This is a genomic window from Martelella sp. AMO21009, assembly GCF_053484295.1.
In genome coordinates this window covers 230,276-242,431 of the sequence record NZ_JBAKFR010000004.1, presented here as the reverse complement: position 1 = coordinate 242,431, position 12,156 = coordinate 230,276, and the positions used below count along the sequence as shown (strand labels likewise).

Below are 12,156 nucleotides of genomic sequence, written 5' to 3'. Positions count from 1 at the left end.
AAGGAACGACAATGGCTGAGATCGGCGCGCTTATCGCGGCAATGGAAGCAAAGTCCGATGCGCTCGAGGAGCTGGGCTACCGGGTCCGCTTCGACATGAAGGATGCCGGGTCGATTTTGCTCGATGCCACGGACGGCGATGTCGAGATCGAAGAGGATGAGACGGGAGAGGCCGAGGCCGACACCGTGCTCATCCTGACATCCGACAATCTCGAGAAGCTGATCAAGGGGAAGCTGAACCCGATGCTGGCCTTTTCCACGGGCCGTCTCAAGGTTCGCGGCTCCCAGGGCGTGGCGCTGAAACTCGCGGGGCTTCTCGAGGAGGCCTCCTAAGCCCGCCTGAAACACGAAAGGCGGCGCCTGTTCAGGGCCCTGCCTCCAGCTGCTGACAAAGCCACAGCTTCGGAGATTGTCACGCACACCAACCCACCCACTGGAGTCATGCTCGGACTTGATCCGAGCATCCAGGCGGATCAACCGATTGATTTCATGAGTCTTGTTGCAGGCACTGGCCGGGCGGCCTGGATCCTCGGGTCAAGCCCGAGGATGACCCGGAATGTGGGGGACGTTTGTCAACAAACTAAAGGCAGCGCCTGTTCGGGGCGCTGCCTCGTTCTTGCTTGCCCGGCACCCCATGGGCGGCCGGCCGTCTGTTTTTGTCCTGCTACTTCGTCCGGCGCCAGGTCTGGCTCTTGCAGATCACGCCGCCCATGATGCAGCCGGAGAGCTTCAGCGTGTTGGGGTCTGTCAGCTCCATCTTGCCGGTATAGGTCTTGCCGTTCTCGAAATTGTAGAGCTTGCCTTTCCACGCATTGTCGCCATCGGCCGAGAGGCCTGAGAGCATCTCAGTCCCGACGAGCGGGCGGCTGCGCTTTGCGGCGTCGGGGTTCTTGACGTCGTTCGACGGCGTTTTCTGCCAGACGATGGTGCCGCAGTAATTGCTGCCGCAAGGCGCGATCTGAACCTGTGTCTTGCCGCTTTCCGTCAGCCATTTGCCGTCCGGCGAGGCGGCGGCGGCCATTGAGGCCGTCATCAGGCTTGCTGCGAGTGCAGCGCCGAGAACTTTTCTGATCATGAAACTCCTCCCGTTTCGTGTGTCCGGACCGTTGGCCGGTGCGGCGCATTCCTCCTCAGAATTCGCCGCAGGCCGTGCCGCCCCCGGTTTTGGCCGGGAGCGGCGCTATCTCTTTGTTTTTACGCAATTCCGGACGGTGAACCGGTGTCCACTTCACCTGGAATTGCTGTAAGCCTCAGAAGCGATAGCGCAGGCTGGCCGATACGATATTGACGTTCGCATCGACGTCGCCGAAGAAGGCGAGACCCGCATAATGCGGATTGTTGGCGTCGAGCTGGATGTCGGTGTCGCCGGTTGTGAAGATGTGCTCATAGGCGAAGTCGAGCGACAGCTTGTCATTCCAGCTGTAGGTGCCGCCGATCGAGGCATGAACGCGATCGCTGTCGGGCAGGCGCAGGTCGCGGTTGGTGGTCGAAATCGGCGACCATTCATAGCCGACGCCGCCGCGCACCGTGAACCGCTCGTTCATGGCATATTCGAGACCGACGGAAAGGTAGTAGCCGTCATCATATTCGAAGGGCAGGTCGGTAAGCTGCATGCCATTGGTGAAACCGGACGTGCCGTAGACCGGGAAATTGTCGAAGACGCTCCAGTGGGTCCACTCGAAGCCGGCATTCAGGGTCAGCTGATCGGTAAGCGCCTGGCTGAGGCCGACCGTGATCTGATCGGGCAGGGTGAGGTCGGACTTCACCGGATAGGAGCCGGGCGGAAGCGGCCCCATCATGGCGCCGAGATCGAGGTGGCCTTCGAGGTTCTGCTTGATCTGCGAGCGATAGCCGACGCCGATCACCGTGCCGTCCATCGGCGTCAGCGTGAAGCCGAGCGTGAAGCCGACGCCCCAGGAATCGCCTTCAAGTTCGGCCGAGGGCGCACCCGGGAACGGGCTCATCGCCTGCGTCAGCCGGGTCTTGAAATACATCGCCTCGATGCCGCCGCCGATCGCCAGCCAGTCATTGACCTGCCAGGCAATGGTCGGATTGATGTCATAGCTGAGAACTTCCGAGGTGCGGGCGTAAATCTGGCCGGAATAGTTGAACGGATTCTTCGTCTCAAGACCGAAGGGCGTGTTGAGGCCCAGGCCTATCCAGACATCGTCACTGACCTGATAGCTCACATAGCCGGCCGGAAGCGCCGCATCGAGCGCCATGTCGCCGGTCGAACCGGTGCCGCCCAGCATCAGAAGCGTCGGCGCGGTGCCGCTTGTCGGGGTGATGTCGGAATAGGGGAAAATGCCCGAAAGGTCGACTTCGACCTGAAACCCTTCGAAGGCGGCCATCGTCGCCGGGTTCCAGTACATCGAGCCGAGGCCGGCCTGTCCGGCGGCTGCGCCCGCAAAGGCCTGTCCCTGGCCGACAGCGCTCTGCTCGCGCAACGCGAACGAGCCGGCTGACGCCGTTCCCGCGCACAATACCGTTGCCGCGCCAAGCATCAGAAAATGTATTCGGCTGGGTTTGTTCATCGCTTGCTCCTCCTCACGCAAAACGGAGCGCCTCCCGCTCCTCATCCCAATTGGAAAGTTACATGACGTTAAGGTGAACTTATATCCTAATAAGGAAGAGCGCATGCGAATTTCCCAGACTGTGGCCGAATTGGCACACTCCCTATGTCGCTTCTCATCGCAAACCGGTGCTCGGGCAGTGTTTGAGCAGCACTTCACACCAAAGGAGATATTTCCTGCCGCGAGCCTTGGCTAAAGCACAATTTTCCACACCGGCCGTTGAGCACACAGTCGAACGGCCCGACGGGGCGAGGTCGTTCAGCGCAACAGGTCCGGCGGCGCCATGCTCTCGCGCGTGATCAGCCGGCTTGGAACAACAGTGCAGCCCGCTGGCGTCGGTGGGCCGTTTTCGATAGCCTCAAGCAGCATGGCCGCCGCCGCCTGACCCATCTCCTCCACCGGCTGCTCAATCGTCGAAAGCGGCGGCGTGCAGAAGGCGCAGACAGGGGAGCCGTCGAAGGACACGACCGAGACGTCCTCCGGAATGCGCAAGCCGAGCTTGCGGATGCCGCTCATGAAGGAAATCGCCATATCGTCGCTGGTCGCGATCACCGCCGTTGGCCGGTTTTCGAGCGCTTCGAAATCGGCGACGCCCTCAAGGCCGATTCTGAAGCCCTGCTGATAGTCGAGGCTGCCTCCCGAGCGCACCACCGCGTCCTCGCCAAGACCCGCCTCGGCCAATGCCTCGATAACGCCGGCATAGCGCTCCACGTCGTGATAATTGCCCTCGGGCCCGGCCAGGTAGAAGAACCGCCTGTGACCCAGTCCGATCAGATCGCGGCACACCGCGCGAACGGCCGCGCGATCATTGGTGACGACGCTCGGCGTGCCCGTGTCGCTCATATCCAGAAGCATCGAGACGACCGGCAGCCCCGCCTGCGCAAGCGAGCGGCCGTCGACTTCCGGCAATTTCGAGGACAGGATGATGACGCCGCGCGCCGTGCCGCCGAAGGCGAGGTCGAGAATGTGGCGTTCCGAGGTCTCGTCGCGATCGAGGTTGGCGATCATCAGATTGTAGCCGGCCTTGATCAGCGACTTGTTGATGCTCTGCAGGACTTGCGGAATGATCTGCGACGCGCCGTAGTAGAGCGATCCGGGAAGGATAATCATGATGGTATTGGGCTTGCCGACCCTCAGCGACCGCGCCATCGCATTCGGCGTGTAGCCCAGTTGCTTGGCCGCGGCATCGATCTTCGCGCGCGTCTTTTCGTTAACGCGCCCGGGATTGGCAAGCGCGCGGCTGACCGTCGAAATTGCCACGCCCGCAAGCCGGGCGACATCCGCCATCAGCGGACCTGACGGCTCGTCCTGAGTCCCATTGTCTTTTCTGTTCAATTCTGTTGCCTCCCAGACATTTGCGTCATGGTACCCAATCCGCCGGGAAGTTTATAGCAAACGTTTGCCAAAAAGCACTTGCAATAAATATGGGCTCGATTATTATCTAATAATGGCAATCGTTTGCCATTTCGCAACATTTTGAAATTGCTGAATTTTATTATGCGGGATGCGTTTTCCGCAAACCATGCAGCATGCCTAGAAACTGGAGCAGCCATGACTTCCCGCGACGGACTCCGCTTTGGCGTCGACCTGGTGACCTTCTTCCATCCTGGCTTTTGGAACGTCCCCGATCACGAGGCTGTCATCAGCTATGCCCGCGAGGCGCCGCGCGCCTTCTGGGACCGGATACTCGACAGCGTTCAGTCCTCCGGCGTGACAGGCGTCGAACTTACCTTCTCGCCTTTCAACTGGCAGGACGCGATCGAGACCTACGGCTCGGTCGATGGGTTCGCGGATGCGCTGTCGCGGCGAGGATTGACGCTTTGCAGCGGATTTTTCGCCGAGCTCGAAGCGGCAGGAGACTTCGCCGAACCGGAGGCGCAGCAGGCGATCATCGACAAGGCCGAGCGCTATGCCGACCTCCTGAAGGCCTGCGGCAGCGACATCATGGTGATCGGCGCGCCCTTGCGACAGACGCCGGGCGTGCAGCCGGCTGTCTTCCACGATTTCGATCGCGCGAAGACGATTGCCGATTTCCTCAACCGGCTCGGCGCGATCCTCCTTGCCCGCGGCGTGCGGCTGGCGCTTCACACCGAGGCCCATTCCATCTTCGCGGTCGCGCGCGATGTCGACCTGATGATGCTGCTGACCGACCCGGCCTACGTGCATATGTGCCCGGACACCGCCCACATCATCCTCGCCGGTTCCGATCCGATCCAGCTTGTCGATCGCCATCATGAGCGGATGATCATCGCCCACTGGAAGGATGCAATCGGGCCGATGCCCCCCGACACGCCGATCGACGAGCATATTCACGATCGCCATCGTCCCTATTTCTGCGGTTTCGGCCTGGGTCGGGTCGACTGGCCCGCCTGGATCCGCCTTCTCCGCGATCGCAATTTCGAAGGATGGGCGATCCTCGAACTCGATGCCGCGCCGGATCCCGTGCGCGACATCGCCGGCGGGTTGACGCTCGTCAGGCAGGCGCTCCTGCCAATCTATCGCTGACATCAAAACGACCGGAGAAGCCACGACAAACGGCCCCGAACCAAAACAGAAGAGGTGGAACAATGATCAAGACAACCAGACTGTTACTTGCCGGCGTGGCGCTCGGCATGACATTTGCCGCCGCACAGGCACAGGACGCGCCGAAGGCGGAAGTCTTCAGTTCGTGGACTTCGGGCGGCGAGGGCCGCGCATTGCAGGCAATCAAGAGCGAATTCGAAAAGCGCGGCGGCACGTGGGAAAATTCCTCGATCGCCGGCTTTGAAAACGCCAATGCCGCGTTCCAGAACCGCCTGGTCGCCGGCGACCCGCCGACCGTGAAACAGCTCATCGTCGGCAAGGACCCGGCGGAGTTTATCGCGCTCGGGCTGATGGAGCCGATCGACGACGTTGCGACCGCCGGACACTGGGGTGCGGTGCTGCCGAAGGCGCTGACCGACTACATCACCTATGACGGCAAGGTCTATCTCGCCCCGACGGGCATTCACGGCGAAAGCTGGATGTTCTATTCCAAGGCCGCTTTCGAGGCGGCCGGCATTACCGAAGAACCGGCGACCTGGGACGCGTTCTTCGCCGACATGGACAAGCTCGCGGCCGCTGGCCTCGTGCCGATCGCGTGGGGCGGCCAGGCCTGGCAGGAGACCAAGGTTTTCAACATGGTCCTGCTGTCTCAGGTCGACCTCGACGGCTTCCTCAGCATCTATCTGGACGGAGATCAGGACGTTCTGGCCTCGGATGGCGTGCGCAACACGCTCGAGATTTTCGGCAGGTTGCGCGACTATGTCGATGAAGGCTCGCCGGGGCGCAACTGGAATGATGCGACCGCCATGGTGATCACCGGCACAGCCGGCGTCCAGTTCATGGGCGACTGGGCCAAGGGCGAGTTCACCGCGGCCGGACAGGTGCCCGGCGAGGATTTCGGCTGCGCCTTTTCGCCGGCAACGCCCGGCATGATCTATATCGGCGACGCCTTCGGCTTTCCCAAGGTGGACGACCCGAACGGCACGGCCGCCCAGAAGCTGATGGCCGAAGTGGTGATGGACCCGTCGGTGCAGGTGGCGTTCAGCCTCAACAAGGGTTCCATTCCGGCCCGCGCCGATGTCGATGCGTCCGAGTTCGACATGTGCACCCGGAAGGGCATGGCTATGATGGCCGAAGGCAAGATCGTGCCGGAACACGCGATCACCCTCACGCCGGAAGCCGTCGGCGCGCTGACCGATTTCGTCGGCGAGTTCTGGAGCGACCCGTCGGCCGATCTCGATGACGCCACCGCGCAGTTCGCGGCGATCTTCCGGTAACATTGGGACATGGACATCTGAACCCGCCCCCGGCCGGTCTGTTTCCGATCGGACGGGGAGGGGGCGTCCCGTCAGCGCGCAAGCTTGCCACCGTGCAGCGGGCGTCAACCGGCTCGACAGAGAACACCTGATGAAACGCAAGCACAAAAAGCATCCCGTTGCCGCGTTCCTCGCGCTCGCGCCCACATGGCTGGCGGTGATCCTGGTCTATATCGGCACCATGGTCTGGTCCGTGCGTCTGTCGTTTACGGATTCGCGGCTGTTTCCCTCTTCGAACTATGTCGGCTTCGCGCAATACGAGAAGCTGTTCACGACGCCGAAATGGCTGACGGCGCTGCAAAATCTGGCGATCTTCGGCGTGCTTTACGTCGTCGGCTGCCTGGTTCTCGGTTTTCTGCTGGCCGCCGCGCTTGATCGCAAGGTCCGCTTCGAGGATGCCTTCCGCACCATCTTTCTCTATCCCTATGCAATGTCCTTCATCGTGACCGGGCTGGTCTGGCAATGGCTGGCAAACCCGATGTTCGGCCTGCAGGCGAGCGTCAATGCGCTCGGCTGGGAGAGCTTCCGGTTCGACTGGCTGACCTCGCGGGAGATGGCGATCTACGCGGTGGTCGTCGCCGGCGTCTGGCAGGGCGCGGGGCTGGTCATGGTGCTGGCGCTCGCCGGCATGCGCGGGGTTGATGGCGAGCAGTGGCGCGCGGCCAGGATCGACGGCATCCCGGTGTGGCGCGTCTATGCGTCGATCGTTCTGCCGCAGCTCGGTCCGGCACTCGCGGCCGCCGGCACGCTGCTGTCGATGGGCGTTATCAAGACCTACGATCTTGTCGTGGCGCTCACCAATGGCGGGCCCGGTTCGGCGACGGAGGTGCCGGCGAAGTTCATCATGGACAATCTGTTCCAGCGGCAGAACCTCGGGCTTGCCACGGCCGCCGCGACCTCGCTTCTCCTGATCGTCGTCGTCATCGTCGCGCCGTTCCGCTATGCCCAGACAATGCGCGCCCGGCGCAAGGCAGGTACGCTATGACCCATCCCCGCGGTCCGAAACCCGCCCGCCTGACGGCCGGCCGCATCGGTCTTTATCTTTTCCTCCTGAGCGCCGTCCTGTTCTTCGCCGTGCCGCTTTACGTGATGATCGTCACGTCCTTGAAAACCATGGAGGAGATTCGTCTCGGCCAGATCTTTGCCCTGCCGGCCCATTTTGATCTTTCCGCGTGGGTTGCCGCCTGGGAGACGGCCTGCACCGGAACCGAATGCGGCGGCATCCGCGTCGGTTTCTGGAACTCCGTCAAGATCACCGTGCCCGCGGTTGCGCTCTCGGTCTTCATCGGCGCCGTCAACGGCTATGCCCTGTCATTCTGGCGGGTGAGAGGATCGAAGCTCCTGTTCACGCTGCTGATGGCCGGCGCCCTGATCCCCTATCAGGTGTTTCTCTATCCGCTGGTCCGCGCCATGGCCGCGCTCGGGCTCTACAACACGCTTGGCGGCATCATCCTCGTGCATGTGCTGTTCGGGTTGCCGCTGGTCACGCTTCTGTTCCGCAATTATTTCGTGACGGTTCCCGAGGAACTGTTCAGGGCGGCGCGCGTCGATGGCGCCGGGTTCTGGCGCATCCTGCTGGAGATCATGCTGCCGATGGCCACGCCGATGATCGTGGTCGCGTCGATGTTCCAGTTCACCGGTATCTGGAATGATTTCCTGCTCGGCCTCGTCTTTGCCGGCCGCGACAACCTGCCGATGACGATCCAGCTCAACAATATCGTCAACACCACGACCGGCGAGCGGCTCTATAACGTCAACATGGCTGCCACCATGCTCACCGCCGCCGTGCCGCTTGCCATCTATTTCCTCTCCGGCCGCTGGTTCGTGCGTGGCATCGCCGCCGGCGCAGTCAAAGGATAATCCGCCATGCAAACCGCCGTCTCGGTCAGGGATCTGAAGATCGCCTATGGCGACCATACGGTCATCGAGAACCTGTCGATCGATGTCGCCTCTCGCGAATTCCTCGTTCTGCTCGGCCCGTCCGGCTGCGGAAAATCGACGCTTTTGAACGCGATCGCCGGCCTTCAGGATATCACCGACGGGGAAATCTGGATCGACGGCAGCAACGTCACCTGGGAGGAGCCGAGGGATCGCGGCATCGGCATGGTTTTCCAGTCCTATGCGCTCTACCCGCGCATGTCGGTCAGAAAGAACCTCTCCTTCGGCCTGCGCGTTGCCGGTCTGCCGAAGGCCGAGATCGAGATGCGCGTGGACCGCGCCGCAAGGCTGCTCCACCTTGAAAAACTGCTGGATCGTAAACCCGCCGAACTTTCCGGCGGGCAGCGCCAGCGCGTCGCCATCGGCCGCGCGCTGGTGCGCGAGGTCGACGTGTTCCTGTTCGACGAGCCGCTGTCGAACCTCGATGCCAAGCTGCGCAACGAACTGCGCGTCGAGATCAAGAAGCTTCATCAGCAGCTCGGCAACACGATGATCTACGTCACCCACGACCAGGTGGAGGCGCTCACCCTTGCCGATCGCATCGCGATCATGCGCGACGGCGTGATCCAGCAGGTGGCGGCGCCATCAGAGATCTATCACCGTCCCGCCAATCTGTTCGTTGCCGGTTTCATTGGCGCTCCGGCGATGAATTTTATCTCCGGACGCATCGAAATGGCCGTTGGCGCGCCGGTCTTCACAAGCCAGGGCCTTTCGCTCGATCTGTCGGGCTATCGGTTCCGGGAGGAAGCCCGGACCGGCCCCGCGACCTTGGGCTTTCGTCCCGAGCATCTCGTGATCGACGGCGCGGCGGAGGGGCTTCCCGTCATTGCCGGCCGCGTCGCTGTCGTCGAACCGATGGGCGCCGATGCGATCGTTTGGTTCGACCGGGGCGAGAACAGCCTTTCGTTCAGAACCATGGATGAGGTGACTCTGCGGTCCGGTGACGAAATCGCGCCCGGGATCGATATCGCCAGGGCGTCGCTCTTCGACGAAGCCGGACGCCGTCTTTAATACCCAAACACGAACGGAAATACATGTCCACCAAGATATACGATGCGCTCGTGATCGGTTCCGGCGCTGCCGGTTCCTTCGCGGCGAAGGAACTGACGGAGCAGGGGCTTTCCGTCCTTCTTCTGGAAGCCGGCCGCGAAGTCGGGCCGGCGGATTTCGATCCGAACCGGAACAAGCCGCCGGCAGGCGCCATCAATATCTGGGAGCGCATGCGCGCGACGCTGAAGGGCCAGCCTGTTCAGGCCCGGGCCGCGTTCTTCACCGAGCGTCTGAGCCATTTCTTCGTCAACGACGTGAAAAATCCCTACACCACCCCGAAGGGCGAACCCTTTCTCTGGATTCGCGGCCAGCAGGGCGGCGGTCGCCTTCACAGTTTCGGCCGCGTGCTGTTGCGCTGGACCGATGCGGATTTCAAGATCAGGTCGCGAACGGGCAAGGGAGCGGACTGGCCGGTTTCCTACAGCGAGCTGGCCCCATTCTACGACGAGGTCGAGCGCTGCCTCGGGCTTTACGGCAACCGGGACAATGTCGAAACGCTACCCGACGGCATCTATTGCCGGCCCGCGATGCTGACGCCCGGCGAGCAGGCCTTCAAATCCGCGGTCGAGAGCCGGTGGCCGGGCCGTCACGTGGTTTCGTGGCGCTATATCGCCCCCGATCCGGAACGGGTGCCCCGTCCCCTGCGAGAAGCCAGGGCGAGCGGCCGGCTGAGCATCCGCTACAATGCCGTCGTCCGCCGCATAGTAACGGATGACGCGACCGGCCTGGCCACGGGCGTGGACTTTATCGACCGGGTCACGGGAAAGCCGGAAATCGCCCATGGGGCCAGGGTCGTCGTCTGCGCCTCGCCCGTGGAAAGCATCAGGCTGCTGCTGAATTCCGCTTCTTCCCGGCATCCCGATGGCCTGGGCAACGGTTCCGGCCTGCTCGGCCGCTATTTCATGGACCAGCTTCCATGCCTGGCGTTTGGCTCGTTTCCGGGCGCCAAGGGCTGGGCGCGGGACGGATCGGCTCCGGAGGATCCGTTCTACAATGCTTCCGGCGGAATATTCATACCCCGGTTCGATGAAAGCGAGCCGGAGCGGGGCGATTTCGACTATCAGGGCAGCGTTGGACGAAGCCCGGTCGGCGCGGATGAAGACGCGCAGCTCTCCTTCTTCGGTTTCGGCCGCATGCTGCCTTACGCGGACAATCGCATCACGCTGGATGCGCGACGCAAGGACGCCTGGGGCATTCCCGCGCCGCATATCCGCTGCGTCATGCACGAGGAGGAAAAGGCGCTTCTCAAGCAGCAGGAGGAGACGATGGTCGACATGATCCGCGGCGTCGGCGGAGAACTGGAATTCATCGGCTCGCCCTCGGGTCTGAAGGAATTCGGGAAGGGCGCCTTTCCGCAAGCCGATCCCTTTAGCCGGACGATGTTCCGTCTGTGGTTCGGCAAGACGATGCGCATGGGAGCGGCCATCCACGAGACCGGCGGGGCACGCATGGGCGAAAGCCCCGAAACATCCGTGCTCGATCCGTTCAACCGGCTCTGGGACGCGCCGAACGTTCTGGTCACGGATGCTAGCGCCTTTCCCGGCAGCGGCGTTGCCGGGACCACGCTGACGGTGATGGCATTGACGATCCGAGCCTGCCGCAACCTCGGCAGTTGACAGCCGGCTTGGCCGCGAAAATCCGCGGACAGCCTGATCTGGCGCGTTTTCAGGGAAGTGTAGTCTCGGTGTTCCGTCGGGAAATGCGTAAAAACACCCAGCCACTTCCGCGCGATCCTTGTCATTTTTCCGTACTAGATATATCAGATTAATGAACTGATCTTTAAGGGGGCTGCGTTGGCGGAAGAGGGACATAAGGCGCGGATCGCTTTCGGCTGTGCGGCCATTGCCGGACTGTATGAACCGGTTTCGAAGGGCGATTCCCGCGATGTGCTGGAGGCGGCGTGGGATGCCGGAATCCGTCGTTTCGACACGGCGCCATTCTATGGCCTTGGCCTGTCGGAGCAGCGCGTCGGCGATTTTCTGCGGGAGAAGCCGCGCGCCTTGTTCACCCTTTCCAGCAAGGTCGGCAGGCTGCTCGAACCGCTCGATGACGATGCGCCCGATCCGCCGCTCGGCCATCTCAGGCACAGTGTGCGCTTCGACTACAGTCACGACGGCATCATGCGCTCCTATGAGCGGAGCCTCGCTCGTCTCGGGCTGGACCGGATCGATATTCTTTATGTGCATGACATCGGCGAGTTTGCCCATGCACCTGCGGAAAACGCGCGTCACATGCGCGATCTCACCGGTTCCGGCCTCAGAGCGCTTGAGCGGCTGAAGGCGGAAGGCGCGATCGCCGGCTTCGGCCTTGGCGTCAACGAGACGGCGGTCTGTCTCGATCTGATGGACCATGCGCATTTTGACGAGATCCTGCTTGCCGGACGTTATACGCTGCTCGACCGCTCGGCAGAGGCGGCGCTTCTGCCGCGCGCGGAGGCTGCCGGAACGCGCCTTGTCATCGGCGGCGTGTTCAATTCCGGCATTCTGGCAACCGGGCCGGGGCCCGACGCCCATTTCAACTATGAGCCGGCAACGCCCGAAATTCAGGAGAAAGTCGCAGCGATCGCCGCCATCGCCTGGCGCTACGGCCTTGCCCTGCCGGAGGCCGCGATCAATTTTCCGGCGGCGCATCCAACCGTCTCGCACATCCTGATCGGGACCGGAAAACGCAAAAGCCTGATGCGCAATCTGGAGCAGTTCGGCACGGCGCTGCCGCGGAAATTTCTCGAAGAGGTCCTGCCGCTGACGATCCGCTGAT

11 protein-coding genes are annotated in these 12,156 nt (G+C 62.5%); 8 read left to right on the top strand and 3 right to left on the bottom strand.

Annotation, left to right across the window (positions count from 1 at the left end; translation table 11 throughout):
• The first annotated feature begins 11 nt into the window (after positions 1–11).
• Entirely contained in the window at positions 12–332 is a 321-nt protein-coding gene (locus V6766_RS07350; RefSeq protein WP_448465007.1) for an SCP2 sterol-binding domain-containing protein, read from the top strand.
• Between the two features lie 331 nt (positions 333–663).
• Here the strand turns inward: V6766_RS07350 and V6766_RS07345 are convergent, their stop codons facing one another.
• The 3 genes from V6766_RS07345 to V6766_RS07335 form a co-directional block, all read right to left on the bottom strand.
• On the bottom strand, positions 664–1,074 hold the full coding sequence (locus V6766_RS07345) for a DUF2147 domain-containing protein (RefSeq protein ID WP_448465005.1): 411 nt from the start codon (positions 1,072–1,074) through the stop codon (positions 664–666).
• 175 nt (positions 1,075–1,249) lie between these two features.
• Positions 1,250–2,533, bottom strand: a complete 1,284-nt coding sequence (locus V6766_RS07340; protein WP_448465003.1) for an OmpP1/FadL family transporter — start codon at positions 2,531–2,533, stop codon at positions 1,250–1,252.
• A gap of 297 nt (positions 2,534–2,830) precedes the next feature.
• Positions 2,831–3,859: a LacI family DNA-binding transcriptional regulator gene (locus tag V6766_RS07335; protein WP_448465157.1), complete on the bottom strand. Its 1,029-nt coding sequence runs from the start codon at positions 3,857–3,859 to the stop codon at positions 2,831–2,833.
• A 264-nt stretch (positions 3,860–4,123) separates the two neighbouring features.
• On the opposite strand from V6766_RS07335, the gene V6766_RS07330 reads away from it, so the two are divergent.
• From V6766_RS07330 to V6766_RS07300, 7 genes are all read left to right on the top strand, one after another.
• The gene (locus tag V6766_RS07330; RefSeq protein WP_448465002.1) at positions 4,124–5,077 is read left to right on the top strand and encodes a sugar phosphate isomerase/epimerase family protein; all 954 of its coding nucleotides are present in this window, start codon (positions 4,124–4,126) and stop codon (positions 5,075–5,077) included.
• 62 nt (positions 5,078–5,139) lie between these two features.
• Positions 5,140–6,372: an ABC transporter substrate-binding protein gene (locus V6766_RS07325; RefSeq protein ID WP_448465001.1), complete on the top strand. Its 1,233-nt coding sequence runs from the start codon at positions 5,140–5,142 to the stop codon at positions 6,370–6,372.
• A 130-nt stretch (positions 6,373–6,502) separates the two neighbouring features.
• Positions 6,503–7,396: a carbohydrate ABC transporter permease gene (locus V6766_RS07320; protein ID WP_448464999.1), complete on the top strand. Its 894-nt coding sequence runs from the start codon at positions 6,503–6,505 to the stop codon at positions 7,394–7,396.
• A complete protein-coding gene (locus tag V6766_RS07315) occupies positions 7,393–8,271 on the top strand; it encodes a carbohydrate ABC transporter permease (RefSeq protein WP_448464997.1) in 879 nt (292 codons plus the stop codon). Before V6766_RS07320 ends, V6766_RS07315 begins: the two co-directional genes overlap by 4 nt.
• Before the next feature lie 6 nt (positions 8,272–8,277).
• Complete coding sequence (locus tag V6766_RS07310) at positions 8,278–9,360, top strand: ABC transporter ATP-binding protein (protein ID WP_448464995.1); 1,083 nt, start codon at positions 8,278–8,280, stop codon at positions 9,358–9,360.
• A 23-nt stretch (positions 9,361–9,383) separates the two neighbouring features.
• Positions 9,384–11,015, top strand: a complete 1,632-nt coding sequence (locus V6766_RS07305) for a GMC oxidoreductase (protein ID WP_448464993.1) — start codon at positions 9,384–9,386, stop codon at positions 11,013–11,015.
• 177 nt (positions 11,016–11,192) lie between these two features.
• A complete protein-coding gene (locus V6766_RS07300; protein ID WP_448464991.1) occupies positions 11,193–12,155 on the top strand; it encodes an aldo/keto reductase in 963 nt (320 codons plus the stop codon).
• Position 12,156 lies beyond the last annotated feature (1 nt).